General features: G+C 66.0%; 22 protein-coding genes. 12 read left to right on the forward strand and 10 right to left on the reverse strand.

Going from position 1 to position 24,434, the window contains the following annotated elements; all coding sequences use genetic code 11:
- Positions 1 to 14: 14 nt before the first annotated feature.
- The gene (locus GON01_RS12400) at positions 15 to 1,304 is read left to right on the forward strand and encodes a homoserine dehydrogenase (protein ID WP_157027694.1); all 1,290 of its coding nucleotides are present in this window, start codon (positions 15 to 17) and stop codon (positions 1,302 to 1,304) included.
- 55 nt (positions 1,305 to 1,359) lie between these two features.
- On the opposite strand, the gene GON01_RS12405 is transcribed toward GON01_RS12400, so the two are convergent.
- Positions 1,360 to 1,812, reverse strand: coding sequence for an SRPBCC family protein (locus tag GON01_RS12405; RefSeq protein ID WP_157027695.1), 453 nt, complete (start codon positions 1,810 to 1,812; stop codon positions 1,360 to 1,362).
- Between the two features lie 47 nt (positions 1,813 to 1,859).
- On the opposite strand from GON01_RS12405, the gene GON01_RS12410 reads away from it, so the two are divergent.
- On the forward strand, positions 1,860 to 2,189 hold the full coding sequence (locus GON01_RS12410; protein WP_157027696.1) for an ArsR/SmtB family transcription factor: 330 nt from the start codon (positions 1,860 to 1,862) through the stop codon (positions 2,187 to 2,189).
- Here GON01_RS12410 and GON01_RS12415 read toward each other — a convergent pair.
- The 7 genes from GON01_RS12415 to GON01_RS12445 all read right to left on the reverse strand — a co-directional run bounded on the left by GON01_RS12415 (position 2,186) and on the right by GON01_RS12445 (position 11,596).
- Positions 2,186 to 2,545 (reverse strand): hypothetical protein, encoded by a 360-nt coding sequence (locus GON01_RS12415; RefSeq protein ID WP_181599951.1) that lies wholly within the window; start codon positions 2,543 to 2,545, stop codon positions 2,186 to 2,188. The genes GON01_RS12410 and GON01_RS12415 overlap by 4 nt on opposite strands.
- A gap of 42 nt (positions 2,546 to 2,587) precedes the next feature.
- On the reverse strand, positions 2,588 to 3,445 hold the full coding sequence (locus GON01_RS12420) for an alpha/beta hydrolase (RefSeq protein WP_181599952.1): 858 nt from the start codon (positions 3,443 to 3,445) through the stop codon (positions 2,588 to 2,590).
- 229 nt (positions 3,446 to 3,674) lie between these two features.
- Positions 3,675 to 3,989 carry an antibiotic biosynthesis monooxygenase family protein gene (locus GON01_RS12425; protein ID WP_157027699.1) on the reverse strand — a complete coding sequence of 105 codons (315 nt, stop codon included), beginning with the start codon at positions 3,987 to 3,989 and terminating at the stop codon, positions 3,675 to 3,677.
- On the reverse strand, positions 3,989 to 4,459 hold the full coding sequence (locus GON01_RS12430; RefSeq protein WP_157027700.1) for a GFA family protein: 471 nt from the start codon (positions 4,457 to 4,459) through the stop codon (positions 3,989 to 3,991). The genes GON01_RS12425 and GON01_RS12430 overlap by 1 nt, the downstream gene beginning before the upstream one ends.
- A gap of 44 nt (positions 4,460 to 4,503) precedes the next feature.
- The gene (locus GON01_RS12435) at positions 4,504 to 6,273 is read right to left on the reverse strand and encodes a hypothetical protein (protein WP_157027701.1); all 1,770 of its coding nucleotides are present in this window, start codon (positions 6,271 to 6,273) and stop codon (positions 4,504 to 4,506) included.
- Positions 6,274 to 6,351: 78 nt separating this feature from the next.
- Positions 6,352 to 9,732, reverse strand: a complete 3,381-nt coding sequence (locus GON01_RS12440; RefSeq protein ID WP_181599953.1) for a class I SAM-dependent DNA methyltransferase — start codon at positions 9,730 to 9,732, stop codon at positions 6,352 to 6,354.
- Positions 9,733 to 10,006: 274 nt separating this feature from the next.
- Positions 10,007 to 11,596 carry an outer membrane protein assembly factor BamB family protein gene (locus tag GON01_RS12445; RefSeq protein WP_232328826.1) on the reverse strand — a complete coding sequence of 530 codons (1,590 nt, stop codon included), beginning with the start codon at positions 11,594 to 11,596 and terminating at the stop codon, positions 10,007 to 10,009.
- A gap of 176 nt (positions 11,597 to 11,772) precedes the next feature.
- On the opposite strand from GON01_RS12445, the gene uvrA reads away from it, so the two are divergent.
- From uvrA to GON01_RS12465, 5 genes are all read left to right on the forward strand, one after another.
- Positions 11,773 to 14,811 carry an excinuclease ABC subunit UvrA gene (gene uvrA / locus GON01_RS12450; protein ID WP_157027702.1) on the forward strand — a complete coding sequence of 1,013 codons (3,039 nt, stop codon included), beginning with the start codon at positions 11,773 to 11,775 and terminating at the stop codon, positions 14,809 to 14,811.
- A gap of 10 nt (positions 14,812 to 14,821) precedes the next feature.
- Positions 14,822 to 14,974 carry a hypothetical protein gene (locus GON01_RS12455; RefSeq protein ID WP_157027703.1) on the forward strand — a complete coding sequence of 51 codons (153 nt, stop codon included), beginning with the start codon at positions 14,822 to 14,824 and terminating at the stop codon, positions 14,972 to 14,974.
- The gene (locus tag GON01_RS17220; RefSeq protein WP_258558397.1) at positions 14,965 to 15,096 is read left to right on the forward strand and encodes a hypothetical protein; all 132 of its coding nucleotides are present in this window, start codon (positions 14,965 to 14,967) and stop codon (positions 15,094 to 15,096) included. Before GON01_RS12455 ends, GON01_RS17220 begins: the two co-directional genes overlap by 10 nt.
- Before the next feature lie 121 nt (positions 15,097 to 15,217).
- Positions 15,218 to 16,351 carry a DUF262 domain-containing protein gene (locus GON01_RS12460; protein ID WP_198159853.1) on the forward strand — a complete coding sequence of 378 codons (1,134 nt, stop codon included), beginning with the start codon at positions 15,218 to 15,220 and terminating at the stop codon, positions 16,349 to 16,351.
- Positions 16,344 to 16,988, forward strand: coding sequence for an MAE_28990/MAE_18760 family HEPN-like nuclease (locus GON01_RS12465; RefSeq protein WP_157027705.1), 645 nt, complete (start codon positions 16,344 to 16,346; stop codon positions 16,986 to 16,988). The genes GON01_RS12460 and GON01_RS12465 overlap by 8 nt, the downstream gene beginning before the upstream one ends.
- Before the next feature lie 306 nt (positions 16,989 to 17,294).
- Here GON01_RS12465 and GON01_RS12470 read toward each other — a convergent pair whose 3' ends face one another.
- Positions 17,295 to 17,639 (reverse strand): GIY-YIG nuclease family protein, encoded by a 345-nt coding sequence (locus GON01_RS12470; RefSeq protein WP_157027706.1) that lies wholly within the window; start codon positions 17,637 to 17,639, stop codon positions 17,295 to 17,297.
- Between the two features lie 120 nt (positions 17,640 to 17,759).
- On the opposite strand from GON01_RS12470, the gene GON01_RS12475 reads away from it, so the two are divergent.
- The 5 genes from GON01_RS12475 to GON01_RS12495 all read left to right on the forward strand — a co-directional run bounded on the left by GON01_RS12475 (position 17,760) and on the right by GON01_RS12495 (position 22,957).
- On the forward strand, positions 17,760 to 18,323 hold the full coding sequence (locus GON01_RS12475) for a hypothetical protein (RefSeq protein WP_157027707.1): 564 nt from the start codon (positions 17,760 to 17,762) through the stop codon (positions 18,321 to 18,323).
- Entirely contained in the window at positions 18,304 to 18,516 is a 213-nt protein-coding gene (locus tag GON01_RS12480; RefSeq protein ID WP_232328844.1) for a hypothetical protein, read from the forward strand. The genes GON01_RS12475 and GON01_RS12480 overlap by 20 nt, the downstream gene beginning before the upstream one ends.
- A gap of 125 nt (positions 18,517 to 18,641) precedes the next feature.
- A complete protein-coding gene (locus GON01_RS12485) occupies positions 18,642 to 19,226 on the forward strand; it encodes a PEPxxWA-CTERM sorting domain-containing protein (protein ID WP_157027709.1) in 585 nt (194 codons plus the stop codon).
- A gap of 185 nt (positions 19,227 to 19,411) precedes the next feature.
- Positions 19,412 to 21,817 (forward strand): TonB-dependent receptor, encoded by a 2,406-nt coding sequence (locus GON01_RS12490; RefSeq protein ID WP_157027710.1) that lies wholly within the window; start codon positions 19,412 to 19,414, stop codon positions 21,815 to 21,817.
- Positions 21,818 to 21,994: 177 nt separating this feature from the next.
- Positions 21,995 to 22,957 carry a PEPxxWA-CTERM sorting domain-containing protein gene (locus tag GON01_RS12495; protein WP_157027711.1) on the forward strand — a complete coding sequence of 321 codons (963 nt, stop codon included), beginning with the start codon at positions 21,995 to 21,997 and terminating at the stop codon, positions 22,955 to 22,957.
- Here GON01_RS12495 and GON01_RS12500 read toward each other — a convergent pair.
- The gene (locus GON01_RS12500) at positions 22,945 to 24,393 is read right to left on the reverse strand and encodes a tetratricopeptide repeat-containing sulfotransferase family protein (RefSeq protein WP_157027712.1); all 1,449 of its coding nucleotides are present in this window, start codon (positions 24,391 to 24,393) and stop codon (positions 22,945 to 22,947) included. The genes GON01_RS12495 and GON01_RS12500 overlap by 13 nt on opposite strands.
- Positions 24,394 to 24,434 lie beyond the last annotated feature (41 nt).

Consider the following 24,434-nt stretch of genomic DNA (forward strand, 5'->3'; position numbering starts at 1 on the left):
AGCGCGGTTGCGGAATGACTGAACCCCTGAAAATCGCACTCGCCGGGCTCGGCACCGTCGGCGGCGGCGTGATCCGGCTGCTGGACGCCAATGCCGAGCTGATCGCGCGTCGCGCCGGGCGGCCGATCGAAATCGTCGCCGTTTCCGCCCGCGACCGCAGCAAGGATCGCGGCGTCGACCTGTCCTGCTTCCGCTGGGTCGATGACACCCAGACGCTTGCGACACTCGACGGCATCGACGTCGTGGTCGAGTTGATTGGCGGCGCCGACGGCCCGGCGCTGGCGCTGGCCCGAAGCAGCATCGCGGCCGGCTGCGCGTTCGTCACCGCGAACAAGGCGATGATCGCGCATCATGGGCTGGAGCTGGCCGAAGCCGCGGAAGCGAAGGGCGTCCCGCTCAAATACGAAGCGGCGGTCGCCGGCGGCATCCCGGTCATCAAGGGCCTGCGCGAAGGCGCCGCCGCCAATGAGCTGGCGCATGTCTACGGCATCCTCAACGGCACCTGCAATTACATCCTCTCGACGATGGAGGCGGAAGGCCGCGACTTTGCCGAGGTGCTGGCCGAGGCGCAGGCGCTGGGCTTTGCCGAGGCCGATCCCAGCTTCGACATCGACGGGGTTGACGCCGCGCACAAGCTGTCGATCCTCGCCAGCCTCGCATTCGGCACGCGGATCGATTTCGACGCGGTCGCCGTGACCGGCATCCGCCACGTGCTCGCCGCCGATATCGCGGAAGCGGCCGCGCTCGGCTTCAAGGTGCGGCTGCTGGGTTATGCCGAGACGCGGTCCGACGGCCTGTTCCAGCGCGTGCATCCGCATTTGGTTCCGGTCGCCCATCCGCTCGCGCACGTCTCCGGCTCACTGAACGCCGTGGTCGCGGAAGGCAATTTCGTCGGCCGGCTGCTGTTCGAAGGACGCGGCGCCGGCGACGGCCCGACCGCCAGCGCCGTCGTTGCCGACCTGATCGACATCGCGCGCGGCGAATATGGTCCCGCCTTCGCGATGCCGGTCGCGGCGCTCGCCGACCGCCCCGCCGCCGACCCTGGCGAAGGCCGCGGCCGCGCCTATCTGCGCTTCACGGTCGAGGACAAGGTCGGCGTGCTGGCCGAGATCGCGGCGGCGATGCGCGATTCGAACGTGTCGATCGAAAGCCTGATCCAGCGCGGCGCGATGCCGGACGGCAGCGTCCTGGTCGCGATCGTCACCCACGATTGCCCCGAACGCTGCGTCATGCAGGCGCTGGAACGGCTGGAGGGATCGCCGAGCATCCGCGGGCGCCCGATGCTGATGCACATCCTGGATTAGGGACAATTCTATCGTCATCCCGGCCTTGAGCCGGAATGACGAAAAAATATTGCGGTTAGCGATACATGCCCTCGCGCAGGTTTAAGCCGTGCTCGACCCAGACCTTCAGCGCGCACAGCATCTGCGACCAGCCCATGCAATTGCCGAAGGCGGATTTCAGCCCCGCCTCGGTCTCGCGCCAGCCGCCTTCCTCGATCGCGACCAGGGTGCGGCCATCCTCGGTAGGCTCGAAGCTCATCGTCACGCGCGTGTTGTAGGGCGCGCCGGAATCGTCGTTGGCCTTCCATTCCAGCACGATCCGCGCGTTCGGCACCACCTCGATCACATGCACCGGAAACGCGCCCGGGAAATCGTGGAAGTCCCAGGTGACCGTCGCGCCCGTCTCCAGCCGCCCCTTGGCGCCGCCGGTCGTGAAATAGCGCGACAGCTGGTCCGGATCGGCGACCGCCTCGAACACCTGGTCCACCGGCTTCGAAATGTGCGCGAACACGCGGAATTGCAGGTCCATCGACTCGCCTCCTTGTCGGCGGGTTGATTATGTTATATTTTCACAACATGTCAATCAGCGACCGTTTCGATGGAATCTTCAAGGCGCTGGCGTCCCCCGTCCGGCGGCAGATCCTCGACGACCTTAAGGACCAGCCGCTCACTACCGGCACGCTCTGCGCGCATTTCCCGGAGCTCGACCGCTGCACGGTGATGCAGCACATCAAGGTGCTGGAAGATGCCGAGCTGGTCGTGCCGGTCAAGCGCGGCCGCGAGCGCTGGAACCACCTGAACGCCGTCCCGATCCAGCAGATTCACGAGCGCTGGATCGGCCCTCACGCCGCACGCGCCGCCGCGATGCTGGCGCGGCTGAAGGAAGATGTGGAGCGCGCGGGCTAAGGTGCCAGTGGGCGGTATTCGACCTTGCCGCTGCCGATCCTGGTGCTGACGGTGATCCCGACCGCGCCGCAGCCGACCAGGAACGGGCCCTTGCTGTCGCACGGGCTCTGCTGGGCGATCAGCAAGGCGCGTTCCTCGGGCACGCCGCGCGTCTTCGGGTCGCCGGGCGTCGCTGTCAGGAACGGCACGCGGTAGCGGTCCGCGTCGCGCCGGCCGCAGACCATGATCTCCTCACCCGCCGGCTGCCGGCATTTGGGCGCGACGCTCGTCAGCTCCATATAGGCGTCGATCGGGTCGGCGGCCGCCGCCGGGGCGGCCAGGCCGAGCGGGATCAGCACTGCCAGTCTGGACACCATCGCGCCTGCTTCCCTGCTTCTTTGCGGCGAATGCGCGGCACGCTACTCCCGCGTCACCCGATCGGCAAATGCCGCGACGTCGTCGACCACCGGCGCCTTGCCCCGGAACGGCCGCGCGATCGCGGTGAGGATGCCGATATGGCCGATGCCGGGATAGCGCTTGACCACGGCCGGCACGCCGCCGGCGCGGAGCTTCGCCGCCAGCGTGTCGCCGTTGCGCGGGCGGACGATGCTGTCCTCGGCGCCGGCCAGCAGCAGCGCCGGCGGATCGCCCGCCCCGGCCCAGGTGACCGGCTGCGTCTCCGCCGGTTCGCGCCAGTCGCCGAACGCCTGGATGCTGGCGCCGACGGTGAACGGCGCGAAGTCGTACGGCCCGGCCAGCCCGGCGAAGCCGCGCACCGCTTCGCGGTCGCTTCCCAGCCAGCGATCGTCGACCGCCAGCATCGCCGCGATGTACGCGCCTGCCGAATGGCCGGCGAGCACGATGCGATCGCCGTCCCCGCCATAATCCTTCGCGTGCGCGCGCACCCAGCGCACTGCGTTCGCCCCGTCCAGCACGAAACCGGGATAGACGACTTCGGGGACCAGCCGGTAATCGGGGATCACGGTCACGAAGCCGCGCGCCGCCAGCGCCCGCCCGACAAAGCCATAGCCGCCGCGCGATCCCGAATTCCACGATCCGCCATAGAAGAAGACGATCACCGGCCGCGGCCCCTGTGCCACGCCGGTGGGCGCATAGACATCGAGCTTCTGGCGCGGCCCCTCGCCATAGGACACGCCCTTCGCGACCTGCCGCGCGCCGCCGTCCTTCGGGACCAGCCCGTCGAACATCGAGATCGGCGAGCAGGCGCCGAGCAGCAGGCCGAGCGCCGGCACGGCGCGATGCAGGGCAACGGGCATGGCATTCCTTCGCATGGCGGCGCGAACATGGACAGGGCCTGGCGGCGCTGCCCCTCCGTGTCTGTATGATTCTGGAACAAGGCGCCTGTTTGCAGCCACTTGTCGTATTCTTCCAATCCGGCGGCGCCGATCTGCCGTACAAGCGAATCGTGCCGCGGGGCCCGCGAGGCGCTGCCGCGCGATCTGCGGCTTACAGGGGGAAGGCGCCCGTGCCCGGCGCGGGCGCCTTTTACCGGCTTGTATAGAGGTCGTCCGTTACCTCCATCAGCAGCAGGGGCTCGCGCGGCGCCTCCGCGATCGCGTCGACGAACGCCGCCCGGGTCTCCGGGTCGTCATAGACCATCTTCGCGTCGAAGGCGGCGCGCCAGGTCGCCTCGTCCGGCCATTCGGCGACGCCGATGAAACGCCCCTCGCCGTCGCGGTGCAGCCGCGATCCCAGGCTGCCATATTTCGCGGTGATCAACTCCGTGCCCCGCCGCCACGCCGCGCGGAATTGCTGTTCCTTGCCGGGATGGACGCGCCACCAATAGATGGCGACGAACATCAGCCGAACAGCGCCTTGCGGCGCGCCCGGCTCTCCGCCGGCCAGAGCTTCGAGCTATCGTAATAGGCTTCGACCGCCGGCACGCCGTCCGGCAGCGCAACCCAGGGCAGCTTCGAGCGGGTGTAGATATGGATATCGGGGGCAAGCGCCGCCGGCTCGTCCAGCGTGCCGACCCGCACGAAGCGCAGCACGTCGGTGGCGCCGCCGTAATTGCTCCACAGCGCGACACGACAGGCGGGACAGCGCCAGACCTGCTGCCCGCGCCCGCTTTCCGACGGCGTCATCAGCGGCTCGGCCGCGCCCGCGACCGTCTCGACCCGATCGGATTCGATCAGCGCGTTGATCACGAAGGCGCTGCCGGTCTCGGTCTGGCAGCTGGTGCAGTGGCAGCAATGGACGAACATCGGCGCCGACGTCAGGCGGTACCGCACCGCCCCGCACGCACAGCCGCCTTCGAGGATGCCCGTCATGCCTTCCTCCACAGCGACTGTTCAGCAGATTCGGGCCAAGCCGTCTATCCCAGAGGAGCCGCCGCTTCGCCGCCGATCTCCTCGGCCGGCGCGGCAAGGTTTTCGCGAAGCAGGCCTGAATCGACCCGGCTCGCGTCTTCCCCCGCCTCGATCGGCTTGACGGCGGCGACGTCGATCTTGTCGCTGCCGGCCGGGGCCGGGGACAGGCCGATCACGCCGCCGCCGATCACCAGCCCGCTCCCCTTGCCGGGCAGGCGCGGAACGATCCAGTCGCGAGTCGACACCACGGCGTCGCCGAACACCGTTTCCTGGGCGACGGCGATCTGCGTGGGGGTCACCGACTTCAGGCGCAGGCGGAGGACCAGCGGCTTGCCAAAATTGCCCGCCTGCTCCTTCACCGGCGGCAAACCGTCATTGGTGCTGGTATCGGCCGCATAGCTGAGGGAAGACACGTGAAAGGCCGGCTGCTGGCCTTTCAGGATCGTGTAGCCGGCGCCGCCGATCGGCAGGCAGGTGGCGCTCCACCGCCCCTCGTCTTCGACCGGCAGGCACCAGACCAGGTTGAAATTCTCGGCGGTCGGCTTCGGCGTCTCCCACGGCCCCATCGGGATGCCGTTGCGGGTCACCGTCAGCCGCGACGACATCGGCACGCCGTAAACCACCGTCCCCGCCGGCACCGAGCGCGTCGACAGGATCGTGCGGATCGTCGTGTCGGCGGTCAGCACGCCCATATAGCCATGGCTGACCGGCAGGGTCGCGATCACGTCGCCGGGGCCATGCACGCCCGCGTTCACCTGCGCGCCGGCCGCGGTCATCAGGATCGGCTTGTCGAATTTCTGCCGGATCGCCAGCTCGCGCTCGGCATCGGTCAGCGTCTCCGACAGCGGGGCGACGCCGGCGCCGACCACCCGGTACAGCCGGTCGGCATTGCGTACGCCCAGCAGGCGGCTCGGCGCGCTTTCGTTCTTGGCCCCCACCTCGACCACCAGCTCGCCCATTCGCACGGCAAAAGCATCCGGGCGCAGCGGCGTCGCGGGAAAGCCATAGTCGGACGCGCCGATGGGCTCGCTTGCCTGGCAGGCCGCGATCCCCATGCTCCGGCTGGCGAGCCGGCGCGCCGCCGCGATCGCCGCCTCTCGGTTGGTACCGCCCAGTTGGTCGGCGATCGCCGCGATCTGCTCCTCGCTCGGCTCGGGGCGGGCCAGCTGGACCGCATAGCGCGGGCGGTCGTGATCCTTCGCGCAATTGACCACGCTCGCCGGGATCGCCTCGATCTCGTCAGGCCGCGCGGGGCGATAGCCGACCGGCTTGGGCAACGCCTCGGCCGGCCCGACGATCGTCAGCCGGGCGACGCCGGGCGCGCGTTCGCCGGTGCCGCGCGCGATCTTTTCGAAGCTGCCATTCTCGTCCGCGTCGACGAAGCACAGAAAGGCGCCCTTCAGCGCGTCCGGGCGGGCGCAATAGGTCCGTCCTTCCTTGGCCTGGCGGATTTCCGGCACCGTCGCGAAGCGCGCGTTGTCGCCGCTGATCGCGCGCCACAGCACCAGCGGCGTCTTGAGCGGCGCCGGCGCGCCGCTGTCGATCGCAACCGCATCGAGCGGGCGGAAGGCGACTTTGGCAAGCAGCCGGTTTTCGGGCGCATCGCCCTTGAACCAGATCGGAGCGCTCGGCTGCGTGGTGTCGAGAGGCGCCATCAGCAGCGGAATATGGGCCGGCTGCAGATCGTGGACCGACGGCCTGTGCTGCTGCGCCGACGCCTGCGACGCGGCCAGCGCGGCCACCGACAAGCCGATCGAATAATACGCGAATTTCATCGATTCCCCCCGGATTGAAGGTGCTGCGTAACCGCTCGGGCCGGGGCTGCCAAGCGGGTTCGCGCGGCCCGTCGGGCGTCAGGCGGCCTTGCGCAGCCGGTATCCGCCCGCTGCCGCGGACACATAGCCCAGCCGCGCCAGCGCCTGCATCGTCGCGGTGACCTTGGGCACGATCCGGCGGCCCTGGGCATAGCCGCGGGCGATGTCCTCGGGCCCGAGCACGCCGCCGGCGCGGAGCGCGGCGAGCACCGCCGCCGTCTGCCCGATCGGGTCGCGCGGGAAGCTCGGCTTTCGCGCGGCCGCCTGCGGCAGCACCGCCTCGATCTGCTCCTCCCGCCCGCCCGAGGCCAGCCGCGCGATCCCGGCGCGTGCGATCTGGTAATCGGGCCGCAGCCAGCGGACTTTCCCGGCCTTCTCCTCGGCGCGCCGCTCCGCGTTCAGCGCCACCAGCCGCGCGACGATGGCCTCGTCGCTCAGGTCCAGCGGCCAGCCATAGGCTTCGGCCACTGCCGCATCGATCCGGTCGTGCAGTTCGCGCACGATATCAACCCGCCCGCGCATCCGCTGGTCCTGCTCGGCAGAGGTGAGCGTCCCTCCGCGCTCCAGCTTTTCGCGCAGATTGTAGAGCGTCGTCAGCGTCAGGTCGGGATGCTCGGCAAGAACCTCTTTGCGCGTCGCGTCCAGCTCGTCCGCGAGCGCTCCGATAAGCGCGCGCTGCCGATCGCCGATGTCGGGGAAGGGAAAGGGATCAAACGTCGACGACTTCACGTAAACCGCGGGGCGGTCGTAAACGCCTAACATACCGGCTTTCGCCAGATACCATTTCTCGTGCATCGCGCTTTGCAGGACGGCCAGGTGCCATGCTTCGGCCGATGCGACGCAGATAAGCTTGTTGTCGGGCAGGACGGTCGCGTCGACGAATTGGAAGACCCGATGTTTCGTCGTCTCCACGGTCGCGATGTAGCGGGAGAGGCGTTCCAAAGCCGGTCGAAGCTCGCGTCGGGGTTCGCCGAACAACCACCAATTGTCGCGATAAACCTCGCGGTTGTTCCCGTCTCTCTCCGGCTTCACTGTCGTCAGCAGGTGCTGATAGACCTCGGGAAAGCGTTGGCGGACCTGGTCCGCATCCAACCCCAATAGATCGATGACGAGCAAGTCGCGTGAGCGCCCGGTCAGATCGCGCCCGTTGCGGTAGGGCCGGATGTGGCGGTCCAAGCCGGCGCGCCTGCCAAGCCCCAGATGCTCGGCTTCCGAGCTTCGGACCATGAACCCGGCACCATGGAGGGAAACGCCCCGTGCGCAAATCCCGTCATTGGCAAGCAATGGCAGTGTTCGCGTCACGTCGGTCCCGATCGTCAGGCCAGATCCAATCATCCCGGTCCGGCTGGCCAGCACGATATCCGGCGCGTCCGTGTCAAGGCCGGCTTCGCGCATGATTTGATAGAGGCTACCTTCCGTCAGTCCTGAAGTCGCAACCGTCATCGCGATGCGCACCGCCGCCGTGTCCCTGGTCGCTTTGGTCCAGGGGTGATCCGGTATTGCCATAATGAGACTGACGGGCGGTCGTCCGTCCATTCGCGCCTGGATCACGCGCCGCGAGAATTCCTGCGTGATGGAGTTGGTCGTAACGAAGCCGAAGCGCTTCAGCCGGGTGCCCTTGCGCGCCAGCTGATCGGCAGCGCGGTCCCACCAATACATGACGAAATCGGCGGACCTGTTGATCTTCGGATGCGCTTTCCAGAGCGCAGTCGCGTAGGCCTCGCCCAGCCGCGCACGAATATCCTTGCCGCCGATGAACGGCGGATTCCCGACGATATAGTCCGCCTCGGGCCATTCGGGGCGGCGCGGATTGGGGAGCTCGGTGCCGCTGCCGTCCGACTTCGGCCGCTCCGGGTCATGGGCGAGTACCGCGTCCAGCGCCTTGATGTTGTCCAGCCGCTCCAGCACCGGGTCGCTGATCGCGCCGCCGTTCCTCAGCTGCCACTGGAGATAGCCGAGCCACAGCACCAGCTCCGCGATCGCGGCGGCGCGCGGGTTGAGCTCCAGCCCCAGGAAGTTCTTCGGGTGGACGCTCATCGTCTCCAGTTGCAGCGCTTCCTGGCCGCCCAGATCGGCGAGCACTTCCAGCACCTCGCCTTCCAGCTGCTTCATCAGCTCCAGCGCGACATAGAGGAAATTGCCGGTCCCGCAGGCCGGGTCGAGCACGCGCGTGCCCGCCAGCTTCTCATGGAAATCGTGCACCGCGCGGATCGCCGCCTGCGGATCGGCGCCGCGCTCGCGCTCGACCGTGCCCAGCACGGCCCCGTCCCATTCGGCGCGCAGCGGCTCGATCACCGTCGCTAGCACCAGCCGCTCGACATAGGGGCGCGGCGTGTAATGCGCGCCCAGCCGCTTGCGCTCGGCCGGGTCCAGCGCCTGTTCAAGCAGCGTGCCGAAGATCGCCGGCTCGACGTCGCGCCAGTCGTGCCGCGCTGCCTCATACAGCTCGCCGATCTCTTCCTTCTCCAGCGGGATCGCGGTGCGGTCGGCGAACAGGCCGCCGTTGAAGCGTCGCACGTTGCGCCGCAGCACGGGCGAGAAACCGCCCTTGTCCATCGTCGCCCACAAGTCCTGCACCATCGGCCCGAAGCTGTCCGGATTGGCGCGCGCGTCGTTCAGCACGTCGGCGAAGCTGGCCTTGTCGATCAGCCCGACGTCCTCCGCGAACATCGTGAAAAGGCAGCGCATCAAGAAGTGCGCGACCCGCTCGGCCGGGTGGCCGCGCGTCTCCAGCGACTGGCTGACCCGGGCGAGCCGCCTGGCGATGTCGCGCGTCACCGCCGCCGCATGACGCGCGGGATCGAGTGAATGCGGCTCGTGCCAGATCGCCCGCAGCCGCGCCTGCGCCTCGGGCCGCTTCAGGTCGTCGAGATAGATGCGGAAGCTCTCGCGGTCCGGGAATTGGCGGTAATTCTTCCCCTGGCCGGAAAAGTCCGCGAACACCTCGATCACGTGCCCGACATCGCAGACCAGGATGAAGGGCGGCCAGCCGTGCGACGCCGGCAGCGCGCGCGCATATTCCTCCGCCTGCGTCCGCGCGTTGCGCATCAGCACGTCCCAGCCGCGATGCGCGCTCCGCCGCCCGCGCGCGGCTTCCAGCCCCAGATCCAGCTCCGGCGCGAGCGCGACTTCCTTCGCTCCGCCCTTCTGCCGGCTCTGCTTCGCTTCCAGCACGAAGCAGCCGCGGCGATACAGGTCGATGCGGCGATGATCGACCTTGCCGTCGTCGTCGACCGTGGTGACGTCGCGCTCGAACACATAGTCGTTATGCTCGTGCGTCGCGTCGGCCGGGTCGGGCTGCGGCAGGTCCAGCAGCGCGCACAGCTCGGTCAGGAACAGCGGGAAATTCGCCCGCTCCGCCCCGCCCTCATTCTTCCGCCACCGGTCGATGAACCGGTCGAACGCCCCCTGGTCCGCCACGCCCCTGCCCCCCGGCGGGGAAGCTGGCGCGGATTTTACTGCTTATCCACAAACACTTGCGCCATTTCGGACGGTTCTCATCCTCCGTTTCGGAGTGAACCGCGTTCGGCTGACGAACCGCGCATCCGCTTCCTATCTTTCCCGACTAGCCCCTCGTCAGAACAGAAGTAGAACGGCATCCATGCTGACCCACATCCAGGCCCGTGGCGCGCGCGAGCGAAATGTCAAGCGCGCCGACGTCGATCTGTTGCGCGGCAAGCTGATCGTCATGCCGTTAATTCAGCCTGTAGGCGGAGAGGCCGTTGTCTCCGGCTATGACGAGCAGGTTGTCGGGAGTGATCGCGAGATCCCCGCCCTGGGCTGCTGTCCACACCACCGGATTTCCCGCCGCGTTCAGGTCGATGGCGTAGGTTTCGGTATCGCTTCCGACGAAGATGTGACTCTCGGTGACAATGACGTTGCTGGTCAGGTTAGGTTTTCCTGTTCCGACATTGATCGAGGTCACCACCGACCCGGTCGCGGCGTCGATGACGTCGACGAAGGTCGAATCGGCGCGCGGAGCATAGAGGCGGCCGCCGCGCAACGCAGGCTGATTGATGTAACTGGCGTTGGTGCGCCAGAGGTAAGTGGGTTGTGCGAGCGCGAACGCGATCAAAGGCGCGGGCTGATTCTGGCTGCGATTGTCGGAAAATGTGAAAATCCTGCCCGCCCCGTCCAAGACAGGCGCGCCAAAATAGGTTCCAAAGTAACTCAGCCCCTCGCGCGAGAAGAACGGATCGGCAATTTTCGAGACCAACGCGCCGCTGAGACGGTTCAGCACGATAAGCGCATCGGCCCGATAGAAGTAAACATATTGCGCATCGACCGCGACGCTTTCGCCTTCCGAGACTCCGCCCAAACGCGATTGATCCGAAACCCAATCGGTCGTTCCTGCCGCAGGGTCGAACGCATAGACGACGTTCCCGTAATAGCCCGCCTGATGATAGAGCTTGTCCGCAAAGGGGACCGGCGCGCCCCCTTTGGCGAACTGGCTGGCGTAGCTCAACACCTTGAGCGGGTGGCCGTCGGCCGCGTCGAGAACCGGCATCGGAATCGATCCTGACGAAAGGTCGACCGCAGCGGAAACGACGCGCCCGTTGTCGTAACTCGGCGCGCTGGTATTGAACCCGGTCTGGCCCAGATCATAGCTCCACCGCACCGCCCCGGTGTCGGACGCGATTGCGCGGGTCGTGACCCGACCGCCGTTCACAGCCTGCTGGATGAAGTTCGCATAGACGGTGCCGGCTCGCGCGGCGATCGCGCTCGGCCTGAACGCATCCTTCGGCACGTTCCACAGCGGAGCCGTTCCGAACGCCGATGTCGCAAATTTCACCGCGACATAGCCGGTGTGCGCGGCATCGCGTTGGACGGTCTGCCAGTCTTTAAGATTGACGGTCAGGTTGACCGTGAAGGTCTGCGTCGAGCCGGGGTAGACGGTGCCGCAGTTGCTGTCGGTGCAAAGGCGGAACGTCACCTGATTGGCCGTTTGACCGCCGGGAAGGAAATCGGCGCTGGTGAGCTTCACGTCGTACGCGCTCGCGCCATTCGCTGTGGGCGCGCCCGCCAATGCGATGCGGCTACCGTTCACCTGCACGTCGGGTACGACAGCACCGGAGGGAGTGCCCGTATAGCTTGCTGTGAAGCCGACATTCGTTTTGGCGCCTTCGGCCACGGTGGCGCTCGTCGAGGTCGACGAGAGCGTCACGTTCAAAGTCGAGATCGTGGGTGTCGGGGTGCCCCCGGTGTTTCCACCTCCGCTGCCCCCGCCGCCGCACGCCGCCAGCAGCACGCACGACGCGAGCATTAACCTGTTCAATCCAGTCATTTGCGACGCCCCCCACTCTCATGGAGCTACTTTAACGTGGGGCTGGACCGCGTCAAATCCCCGGCCCGCCTGGCGAATTGCCGGTCGTCACCCTATTTACTGGTCTGGATTCCCCTTCAGAACAGAAGTAGAACGACCTCCATGCTGACTCACATCCATCAGCTTAGGTTTACCGTATGCTGACAACGATAAGCGTCCGCGGCGCGCGCGAGCATAATCTCAAGGGCGTCGACGTCGACCTGCCGCGTGACAAGCTGATCGTGATCACCGGCCTGTCGGGCTCCGGCAAGTCCAGCCTCGCCTTCGACACCATCTATGCCGAGGGGCAAAGGCGCTATGTCGAGAGCCTGTCCGCCTATGCGCGCCAGTTCCTGGAGCTGATGCAGAAGCCGGACGTCGACCATATCGAGGGCCTCAGCCCCGCCATCTCGATCGAGCAGAAGACGACCAGCCGCAACCCGCGCTCCACGGTCGCGACCGTCACGGAGATCTACGATTACATGCGCCTGCTGTGGGCGCGCGTCGGCATCCCCTACTCGCCCGTCACCGGCGAGCCGATCGCGGCGCAGCAGGTGTCGCAGATGGTGGATCGCGTCATGGCGCTCCCCGAGGGCACCCGCGCCTACCTGCTCGCCCCGGTCGTGCGCGGCCGCAAGGGCGAGTATCGCAAGGAGCTGGCCGAGTGGCAGAAAGCCGGCTTCACCCGCGTCCGCATCGACGGCCAATTCTACGACATCGAGGACGCGCCCGCGCTCGACAAGAAATACAAGCACGACATCGAGGTGGTGGTCGACCGCATCGTGGTGCGCGAAGGCATCGAGACACGGCTGGCCGACAGCTTCGAACAGGCGCTGAAGCTGGCGGATGGGCTGGCCTATGTGGACCCGGCGGATGCGTCCCCCTCCCGCTCGCGGGAGGGGCTAGCGGAGGGCCTGTCAGGCAGAGGCGAGGGGGGAGACAGTCCCTCCCCCAACCCCTCCCGCGAGCGGGAGGGGAGTTCCGGCATGAAGCTCGACTACGCCCCGCCCGGCCGCATCACCTTCTCCGAGCGCTTTGCCTGCCCGGTCTCCGGCTTCACCATCCCCGAGATCGAGCCGCGCCTGTTCAGCTTCAACGCGCCGCAGGGCGCCTGCCCCGCCTGCGATGGTCTCGGCGAGAAATTGATCTTCGACGAGATGCTGGTCGTCCCGAACGAGACGCTGTCCTTGAAGAAAGGCGCGATCGTGCCCTGGGCCAAGTCGCAACCGCCCAGCCCCTATTATATGCAGGTGCTCGCCTCCCTCGCCCGCGAGTTCGATTTCAGTTTGGAGACCCCCTGGAACGAGCTGTCGCCCGAGGTCCAGCGCGTGATCCTGCACGGCACCGAGGGCCGCCCGGTCACGCTCCGCTTCATCGACGGCCGCAAATCCTATGAAGTGAAGAAGCCGTTCGAAGGCGTGATCGGCAATCTCAACCGCCGCCTGCTCCAGACCGAGAGCGCCTGGATGCGCGAGGAGCTCGGCAAATACCAGTCGGCCCAGCCCTGCGAGACCTGCGGCGGCGCGCGCCTGAAGCCCGAGGCGCTGGCCGTGAAGATCGCCGGCGAGAACATCAGCCACGCGACGCGTATGTCGGTGGTCGACGCCCTTGCCTGGTTCACGTCGCTGCCGCCCCAGCTTTCCGACCAGCAGCGCGCGATCGCCGAACGCATCCTGAAGGAAATCGTCGAGCGGCTGGGCTTCCTCAACAATGTCGGCCTCGACTATCTGAACCTCGATCGCACCTCCGGCACCCTCTCCGGCGGCGAGAGCCAGCGCATCCGCCTCGCCTCGCAGATCGGCTCCGGCCTGTCGGGCGTGCTCTACGTGCTCGACGAGCCCTCGATCGGCCTCCATCAGCGCGACAACGACATGCTGCTCGCCACCCTGAAAAGGCTCCGCGACCTCGGCAACACCGTGATCGTCGTCGAGCATGACGAGGACGCGATCCGCACCGCGGACTATATCGTCGACATGGGACCGGGCGCGGGCGTCCACGGCGGCGAGATCGTCGCGCAGGGCGACCTCGCCGAGCTCCTGTCCCACGACAACAGCATCACCGCCGACTATCTCGCCGGCCGGCGCGAGATCGCGGTCCCCTCAAAGCGCCGCAAGGGCAATGGCAAGAAGCTGACCGTCCACGGCGCCCGCGCCAATAACCTGCGCGACGTGACCGCCTCGATCCCGCTCGGCACCTTCACCTGCATCACCGGCGTGTCGGGCTCGGGCAAGTCGAGCTTCACCATCGACACGCTCTATGCCGGCGCCGCGCGCGCGCTGAACAATGCGCGGATGGTCTGCGGCCCGTGCGAGAAGATCACCGGGCTCGAGCATCTCGACAAGGTGATCGACATCGATCAGTCGCCGATCGGCCGCACCCCGCGCTCCAACCCCGCAACCTACACCGGCGCCTTCACCCAGATCCGCGACTGGTTCGCGGGCCTGCCGGAAAGCCAGGCCCGCGGCTACAAGCCCGGTCGCTTCAGCTTCAACGTGAAGGGCGGCCGGTGCGAGGCGTGCCAGGGCGATGGCGTGCTGAAGATCGAGATGCACTTCCTGCCGGACGTCTATGTGACGTGCGACGTCTGCCACGGCGCCCGCTACAATCGCGAAACGCTGGAAGTGAAGTTCAAGGGCAAGTCGATCGCCGACGTGCTCGACATGACGGTCGAGGACGCCGCCGAGTTCTTCAAGGCGGTGCCCGGCATCCGCGACAAGATGGCGATGCTGGTCGAAGTGGGGCTAGGCTATATCAAGGTAGGCCAGCAAGCGACGACGCTCAGCGGCGGCGAAGCCCAGCGCGTCAAGCTCGCCAAGGAGTTGTCGCGGCGAAGCACCGGCCAGACCCTCTACATCCTCGACGAACCCACCACCGGCCTCCACTTCGAAGACGTCCGCAAACTGCTGGAAGTCCTCCACGCCCTGGTCGAGCAAGGCAACACCGTGGTCGTGATCGAACATAACCTCGACGTCATCAAGACGGCGGACTGGGTGATCGATCTTGGACCGGAAGGCGGCGTCAAAGGCGGAGAGATCATCGCAACCGGCACGCCCGAGGATGTCGTCGCGGAGCCGCGTTCGTTCACAGGCCAGTATCTCGCGCCGCTGCTCAAGGGAAAGGAAGCCAAGCCCGCATCCGAACCGGAGGTCAAAGCGCGGCGAGCGACCTCGATGCGCCAGCGAGAGGCGGCCGAGTGACACCGTGGTGGTGGCCGAAGGTCGGGCGGTCGGGGGGACTGCCCGATCGAGCAATGCGAAGCACGACGTCATCAAGACCGCCGACTGGATCATCGACCTCGGCCCCGAAGGCGGCGTCAAGGCCTGTCCCGAGCTTGTCGAGGGAGCGGCGAAGTGCTGGTGACGGGAACGCCGGAAACGGTGGCGGAGGAGCCGCGGAGCTACACGGGCGCGTATCTCAAGCCGCTGCTGGAACGGGGGCGGCAGGGCGCGGGCGCGGAGAAAGAAGCTGTGGCGGCGGAGTAAATTCTGGACGAATATTCGCTCTACCGACGACACCTTAGTCAATCCTGATCTATCCGCCTGTATGCGCGTGGTTGTCACGGCAACGCGCCGATCGGTCCTTGAAGCTATCACAACTGGCACTATGCTGGCCGTGGGAGGCACCATGCTCAACGAAGAAATCTCTACCGCGCAGCGACTTGTCAAAACTGACGCCTATCAGATGTCTATTGGCGAAGTTGTAAACATGTACCGGGACAAAGAGATAATAATAGACCCCGAGTTTCAGCGACTTTTTCGTTGGGATGCTGGCCAAAAATCTCGTCTTTTCGAATCAATCTTGCTGGGCATTCCATTGCCTTCGATCTTTGTTTTCGAAAGAGAAGACTCTAAGTGGGAATTAATTGACGGCCTTCAGAGGACTTCAACGATTCTTGAATTTATGGGTCTACTCCGTTCGCCAGAAGGGGACCTGAAAGCGCCATCGGTCTTAGAGGCCACTAGGTACTTACCTTCACTCTACAATGTGGTTTGGGAAAAGTCTGATCAGATTTCGGGCGTTCCGATAGATCAACAGATGGAGCTCACAAGCGACCTCAAATTGGCCGTGCGCAGATCAAGGATCGCCGTTGAAATTCTGAAGAGACCGAGCGACAATAATACTAAATATGATTTATTCCAGAGATTGAATGCGGGCGGGACTCCGGCGAACGCTCAAGAGCTTCGTAACTGCATCATTATAATGGCAAATAGAGAGTTCTTCCAAGGATTAAGAGCGCTCGCGGATAATGCGGATTTCCTTGCGGTCGCCGGTATGACTGACGATCAGATCGAGAAGCAGCGACCGATGGAGTATATTAGTAGGCTTCTTGTCCATTTACGTGTGCCGTATGATGGACGCTTGGATGTTGAAGAATACATCAATGAGGGGATTATCTCTCAGGCTGAGCAGGGCTTGGATAATGTTACGGCAGAAGGCGCCCGAGAGACCTTTCGCATTTTAAATGAAGCGCATGGTGTGAACGCCCTTCGGCGGTTAGAAAATGGCGTCCCCCGCGGCAAGGTCAGCTTGGTAGCCTTCGAGGTTATAGCCGTAGGCGTTGCTGCCAATATCGCGGCCATCCTTCAACGGGCCGACCCAGTCGAATATGTTCGCGACAGAGTTGCCGCGCTTTGGCAAGCGCCCGAAATAGAGCAATTCTTCTCAGCAGGTATGCGTGGCACGACACGCATCCAGCGCACCGTTCCTTTTGGTCGCGAGTGGTTCGCGAATGGCTAAGCCGAGCACGCCGGCTGAGTTCTCTACACTAGTAATCGAGAACTTCAATTGGCGCCTTAGAGAGCTCTCAGCTCTCAAGCTCGCGGTCAGTCAGGCGACGGGGACAGACAGAGACGCTCTCATTAGAGCCTTGGTGGTTATGTGCTATGCCCATTGGGAAGGGCATGCAAAGTTTTGTGCTGATCGGTATTTAGAGTATTTAACCAGGCGTCGGTTGCGGTTTTCGGAGATTAGCTCGAGATTTTACGAGGTAAGATTTGTTAGGGAACTGGCGGCCGCTTCCGACCTTGATTACTCTAGACGGACAGAGCTGGTCAGAAAGATACTATCTTCAAAAGAAGATAGGTTTTCAAATTTCTCGAAGGAATTGGTGAATACGAGGTCAAATCTTAACTCTATGGTACTGCAGGAGTTATGCCTAGTCTGCGATCTAGATTACACAGATTTTGAAGCAGAGTCCGATTTCATTGATCGGATATTGCTGCGGAGGCGTAACGAAATTGCGCACGGAGAAAACGTCTTTCTCGAAGCCGTCGATCCAGTCGATCTTGTAAATCGAACCACAGCTCTAATGCGCCTCTTTAGAGATAAGCTCGATGCGACGGTCAGCTTGGAGGGTTATAAGACCCTCGCCTAAAATACATAGTTCGGATTACGGTGGATTACGGTGCCAGTTGGATTACGGTGCCAGTTTACCAAATACTCGAAACCGCCGTCGCGGATGCCGGATCAACCCGCCCTCAGCTTGTCGACGCGCCCGGCGTGGGGGTTACGGTGACAGTTTACTAGGGTTACGGTGACAGTTTACTAAACCCCCGAAATGCATTCCTTTGCCGTCACCCCGGACTTGATCCGGGGTCCACCTTCTTCTTGGCAGGCTCAGTAGAAGGGAAGGTGGGTGCCGGATCAAGTCCGGCATGACGAGGCGGAGGTTGGTCAGGCACTACCCCGCTTCGGCGGCGTCCGCGCCCGGTGTCTTGAGCAGCGGGTCGAAGCCGAAATCCTCGGCCAAGTCGCGCCAGGTCGGGTTTTCCGCCTCGATCAGCGCCAGCTTCCAATCGCGCAGCCAGTTCTTCAACTGCTTCTCGCGCGCGATCGCCCCGGCCATGTCGCCGCCGGCCTCGAACCAGACGAGCCGCTTGCAGCCATAGCGGTCGGTGAAGCCGCGAAAGGCGCCGTTCCGGTGCTGCCACACGCGTCCGATCAGGTCGGAGGTGACGCCGACATAGATCGTGCCGTGGAACCCGCTCGCCATGATGTACACGGCGGGAAATTTCTCGCGCCGCATTGCCCCACCCCCCTCGTCATGCCGGACTTGATCCGGCATCCACCTTGTTCTTGTCTGAGTCAGTAAAAGAGAAGGTGGGCCCCGGATCAAGTCCGGGGTGACGAGGGAGGGAGCCGAAGCATGACCGACGACCCCGCCCTCCCCTGGCGCCCCGAATTCCTCGCGGCGCTCCGCATGCTCGCCCGCGCCAGCGAGGGGCTCGCGCAGCGCGGCTACTCGCGGCCGGTGCTGGTCGGGGGTGGGGCCGTCGAGTTCTACACCGGCTCGGCGATCATGACTGGTGACATCGACGTCACCACGCCCGTGCAGCCGGAGCTGGAGGAGGAGCTGCAAAAGCTCGGCTTCATCCGCCCGTCCGGTCCGGGGAAAAGCACGCGCGGCTGGATACACCCGGATATCGGGCTCGGATTCGAAGTGGTCGGGGAGTCGCCGATGGGCGACACGCCCGATCCGGTCCGCTTGCGCCTCGTCTATCCCGATCCGGCCGAACCCGGCCTGCGCGTGCTTTCGCTCGAAGACATGATCGCCGACCGCATGGGCCAATATGCCAGCGGCACCGCACGCGAAATGCTGGCTCAGGCCCGCGAGCTCTACGCCCTTTCCGCGGACCTTGACCGCGACTATCTTGAACACCGCATCCGCACGGAAACAGTGGGCGAATACGGTGTCGAAGCGCTTGGCTGACGAGCAGAATTGGGGCGATCCGATCGACTTGGCTGAGTTCGGCCGCGATCTCGCGCGCCGTCGCGCCGAGTACGAAGCCAAGAACGGCCCCATCCCCGTCCCCCGCAATTCCGGCACTCGCCGCACGCCAAGCAAACAGGCGCTGCTCGACGCAATCAACGCGATCACCGACAAGCAGGGCTGGCGCTGGTAGCGCGCAGCGCCGGCCGTCCCGCCGCGGGACGCGCTTTCGTCTAGGCTGCTGCGTATTTCGTCGAACGGCTGACGCCCGCCGCCCGCTCCCTGTGCTCAGGCGCACGCCTCAATCAGGGAGATATCATGCGTAAATCATTCGTTCTGGGTAGCTTTTTGGCTGGCGTCATGGCGGCGGGCGCGGCGCCGGCGGCGGTGGTGCCGGTCACGGTCAGCGCCACCGGCACTTATTCCGGCAATCTTGCGGTGCTGAACGACGGCGTCGTGCCAGCAAACGGCTCCAACTACAACGCGCCCGACAAGGTCGCGTTCACCGCGTTCGGCAATGCCGTGTTCCGCTTCGATTTCGGCGGCCTCGCCACGATCGACTCGCTGCTCGCCACGGTCGACAACAACGACGATTACCAGTTCCGCTTCTTTGACGGCGCCGGCGCGCTGCTGGCCAGCGTCGCGATCACCGGGCCGGAGGGCTCGGTCGGCTATGGCGTCGAGACCTTCACGCGCGCCTTCGCGCCGGTGAGCGGCGCCGCCTATGCGCTGGTCACCGCCTCGGGCGGCGACAGTCTCTACGGGCTGGGCGAAGTGCAGTTCAACGGCACGCTCGCGGCACCGGGCGTGCCCGAGCCGGCGACCTGGGCGATGCTGATCGGCGGCTTCGGCGTGGTCGGCGGCGCAGCACGCCGCCGCACGGCGCGCGTGGTCGCGGCCTGACCCGCAGCGGCGCCGGGAACCGCCGGCGCCGCCCTTCCCCTTCCGCTCGCCTCAATCACCCGAGACTAGTCGCAAAAACATCACACCTGTGCGCGAAAAGCCGCATCGGTGGCCGCGCCACCTTCTCCCTGTCGTCCCATGTCGATACAGTTGTGGAACAGATACACGGCTTGGGGAGAAAAGGGATGCCGGGTTTCGAACGCCATAAGTCGCGCCTGTCTGCCGGCGCGTCGTTGCTGCTGCTGGGGCTCGCCGCCCCCGCGCTTGCCCAGACCGGCGCGCAGGGCGCCACCACCGATGCCAACACCGACATCATCGTCACCGCCACCAAGCGCGCGACGACGGTGCAGGACGTGCCCTTCTCGATCAACGCGCAGACGCAGGAAGACATTCAGCGCTCGGGCGCGGTGACGCTGGAGGACCTGTCCCGCAACGTCGCCGGCCTGACCGTGCAGAATCTCGGGCCGGGCCAGAGCCAGGTGTCGGTGCGCGGCGTGTCGGCCGGCCAGATCGTCCGCGACCAGCCGGGCGTGAAAGAACAGGTCGGCGTCTATCTCGACGAAAGCGTCGTCTCGCTGTCGCTGTTCACGCCCGATTTCGACCTGTTCGACCTGAACCGCGTCGAGACGCTGCGCGGGCCGCAGGGCACTTTGTTCGGGTCGGGATCGGTGGGCGGCACGATCCGCTACATCACCAACCAGCCGAATACCGAGCGGGTCGAGGGCCAGGTCGAAGGCAACCTCAACGTCATCGACGGCGGCTCGATGGGCGGCTCGGCGAAGGGCGCGGTCAACCTGCCCTTGTCCGAGATGGTCGCGGTGCGCGCGGTCGGCTACTACACCCGCTATGGCGGCTTCATCGATGCGCTGCGCGAAGGCGGCGGCATCGACCGCAACGTCAATGACGGCGAGCGTTACGGCGGCCGCCTGTCTATGCTGTTCAAGCCGGCCGATGGCATCTCGATCACGCCGCGCGTCGTGTACCAGAAGGTCACCGCCGACGGCTTCAACCGGCAGGAGGTGTACAACCTCTTCGCCAATCCGTTCACGACCACGCGGCCCGCGATCACGCTCGGCAAGCGGCAGCAATATCTGCTGCTCGACGAAGCGTTCAGCGACGAGACGTTCCTGGCCGACCTGACCGCCAATTTCGACATCGGCGCGGTCACGCTGACCTCCGTCACCAGCTACATCAACCGCGACATCCTGGTGTCGCGCGATGCCAGCGCGCTGACCGGATCGGTGTCGGTCGATCTGGGCTTCCCCGCCGCGGCGGTGCTGTTGCCGTCGAACCTGCGCGACACGACCGACCTGGAGACCTTCACCCAGGAAGTGCGGCTCGCCTCCAACGGGTCGGGGCCGTTCCAGTGGCTGATCGGCGGCTTCTATTCGGACATCGACCGCGGCTACACGCAGCGCCTGCCGACCCCGGGCTATGATGCCTTCACCGACGCCGCGCTCGGCGCCGGCACATCGGCGGCGGTCGCCAACGGCTTCCCGGCAAACTCGCCCTACAACTCCGACATTCCGTACAAGATCAAGCAGAAGGCGGTGTTCGGAGAAGCGAGCTACGATTTCGGCCAGCTGAAGCTGACCGCGGGCGGCCGCTATTACGACTTCAAGGAAACCCGCGATTTCGTCTCGGGCGGCCTGTTCGCGAACGGCGACAGGAGGATCGGCGACAAGACCAAGTCAGACGGCTTCACGCCGCGCTTCATCGTCACCTACGAGCCGAGCGCGAACGTCTCGGTCAACCTGCAGGCTGCGAAGGGCTTCCGGCTGGGCGGCGTCAATGATCCGCTGAACCTGCCGCTCTGCTCGGGCGGCGCGACCGGGCCGGACGCTGCGACCTACGGCAACCGCCCGACCTACAAGGACGAGACGCTGTGGAACTATGAGCTGGGCGTGAAGAGCCAGTTCGCCGGCATCACCTTCAACGCGGCCGGCTTCTACAACGACATCAAGAACCTGCAGGTCACCGCCGATGCGGGCAGCTGCTCGTCGCGCGTCGTGTTCAACGTGCCCAAGGCGCACGCGGCCGGCGTGGAGATGGAGCTCTCCGCGCGGCCGGCGCCCGGCTTCACGCTGGGCATCAACGGTACCTATGTCGAATCCAAGTTCGACAGCAGCGTCGTCGATGCGAACGGCGTCGTGATCGCCGGTATCCGCGACGGCAACCGGCTGCCGACGGTGCCCAAATTCCAGTTCTCGGCCAATGCGGACTACGAATTCCCGATCCGCACCGACTGGACCGGCTATGTCGACGCCAGCATCCAGCATGTCGGCAGCCGCTACACCCAGCCGAGCGACCAGGAAAATAATCCGCGCACCTTCGTGCACGGCCTGCCGTTCGGCGGCGCACCCGCCACCGCGGCGACCACGGTCGACCTGAAGCTGCCCAATTATCAGCTGGTCAATCTAAGCGTCGGGGTCAGGACCCAGTCCGGCTTCGAGCTCACCGCCTATGTCCACAACCTGTTCGACACGAACCCGCTGCTGTCGTTCGACCGCGAGCGCGGCGGGCGCGCCCGGCTCGGCTTCAACGTCGGCCAGCCGCGCACCTACGGCATCACCGCCCGCCAGAAGTTCTGACGCGGCGCAATGGGGCGGCGAGCGCGGAACGGCCCGCGCTCGCCGCCCTTTCCTTTCGCGGCTGATCGCGTCCGCCCCGGGGGCGGAACCACAGGCCACGCGGTGCGTAAGGGAACCGGCCTCCGACACGTTCATCCGCCGCTCTGGCTCGCAAGCGGGGCCGAAAGGGGTTGAACCATGCGCTCGCTGCTCGCCGCGTTCCTCGCCTGCACGGCGATCACGCCGGCCATGTCCGCGGTCATCACCGCCGCCGACCTCGCCAAGAACCTGCAGTTCGACCAGAACGGCGGCACGACGGTGGTGCCGTCGTTCGGGGGCAGCAACGCCTATTTCTTTGCGCGGGCCTTCTATCCCAATCCCGGCGATTTCGAGGGCGGCGACGTGTCGAATTCGGTCGACACCTATCTGTTCAACGGCGCCGGCGTCTCGGCGCAGGGCGCGTTCCAGATCTACCAGAGCCCGGCCGTCACCAAGGCGCAGATGGACGCCGCTTTCCCCAATGGCGATCTCTACACGCTGACGGCGGTCAACGGCTTCAACGCCGATTTCGACACCGTCTCCATCTTCGTCCGGCCCGACGATGTCTATGCGGCTGCCACGCCGATGCTAACCGCCGCCAGCTTCGACGCGCTGCAGGGGCTCGACCCGTCCCGGGACGTGACGATCGCCTTCAACAATTTCACGCCCGACCCGTCCGCGTCGGGAGGAGCGATCTTCTTCAACATCTTCGACCTGACCGACAATATGTTCGACTTCACGTCCGGCGCCCTCGACCCGTCGGCGACCAGCGTGTTCCTGCCCGCCGGCACGCTGCAGAGCGGCCATGACTATCAATTCCGGCTGCTGTTCGACGTCTTCGACACCGATGTCGCGACCACCGGCAAGGGCAACAACGTCGCGGTCGCGTCCAACTTCAACCTGTTGACGGTCGGCCTGTTCACCCCGGGCGGCGCGGCCCCGCCGCCACCACCGCCTCCTCCGCCTCCGCCGCCACCACCACCGCCGCCGCCACCTCCGCCACCCCCGCCGATCCCGGAGCCGGCGGAATGGGCGCTGATGCTGACCGGCTTCGCGCTGGCCGGCGCGGCGATCAGGAAGCAGCGGGCGGCGAAGCCGGGCCTGGCGGCTCAGCCGAAATAGGCGTCGACGAACGGCTGCAGGTGCTTCGCATAGGGCGCCGCGACGTTCAGCCCGTCGCGGTTGATCGGGCGGCGGACCTGCAGCGAGCTGGCGGTCGCGACCGCCCGCTCGGTCTTGTGGTGCGCATAGACGCCCGCCTCTTCCGCCAGCCCGCAATGCCTCAGGATGCGGCTCGTCCACTCCTCCGGCGCGTCAACCAGCGCCGGATAGGACACGACCAGCAGCCGCTCGCCCAGTCGCTCCTGCCAGAAGGCGACCAGCTGGTCCTCCAGCCGGAAATGATGGGCGATGTCGGTCAGGTCGTAGCTCCAGGCGACGCCGTGGATGAAGAAGGTGCGGAAGCACGACCAGGCCGAATCGAGCGGGTCGCGGCGCATCCAGATCAGCGGCGCGTCCGGCAGCACCGATGCGGCAAGGCCCAGGAAGCGGCTCGCGTCGACCGTCTTGTCGACGATCCGCCCGTCGCGTCCGAACCGCTCCGCCATCAGGTGGAGGTAGAGGCTGCCGAGCTTCTCGACCGACCCGCCTGCAGCCAGATGCCCCTCGATCGCCTCGCCGGAGATGCCGCCCGCGGCCACGGCCATGTGCTGCAGCAGATTGAGCTCGGCGCCGTCGGCGACCGCCGAGTGGCTGGCGAGGATCTGCTCGACCAGGGTCGTGCCCGACCGCGGCAGCCCGGTCACGAAGATCGGACGGCCGGTGCCGATGCGCTGCTGCCCGTTCAGCCGCTCGATGAAGCCGGGCGCAAAGCCGGTCATCGCCGCCTGCGCGTTGCTCTCATTGCCCTGCCGGCTATAGGGCGTCAGCCTGCGCAGCAGCCCGGCGCCCCTGGCGAAGGCGCCGAACGCGTCGTCATGTTCGCCGCGATCGGCGTGGAGCTTGCCGACCGCATACCAATAGCGGGCAAGGTCGCCCTCCGGCTGGCGCTCGGCGGCGGCGCGATCTGCCAGCATCCGCTCGCCGATCGGATTGTCCTTCAGCGACCCGCTTGACGACAGCGTCAGCCAGGCCGGGCCCCAGCCGGGCCGGTGCTTGACCGCGGTCAGCAGATATTCGCGCGCATCCTCGACCCGCCCCAGCGTCAGCGCGGTGTTGCCGAGCAGATAGGCGCGCCCGGCGGGGTCCGGAATGTCGGCGGGCAGCGTCTCCGCCAGCTCATGCGCTTCCCGCAGCCGCCCGGCCTGGGTCAGCAGCACCACTTTCGAATAGCGCGCCGCCGGCACGCCTTTGGCGGCGGCCACGAAGGCGTCGATCGCCCGCAGCGCCAGCGTGAGCTCGCCGCTGACCCGCATAAGCTCGGCGATCTGCCGCCATTGCTGGCCAAGCGGCGCGTTCGCGTCGAGCAGCGAGGCGACGGCGGCGTTCGCGGCGGCGCGGTCCTTGGCCGCGAGTGCCTGCCTCAGGCTTTCGATATGGGTCGTCCAGGGGGTGCTCATGGCCCTCTTCACTAGCGGATTGCGGCCGCATCGGGCCAGCG

The organism is Sphingomonas horti, assembly GCF_009753715.1.
Taxonomy (GTDB): domain Bacteria; phylum Pseudomonadota; class Alphaproteobacteria; order Sphingomonadales; family Sphingomonadaceae; genus Sphingomonas_B; species Sphingomonas_B horti.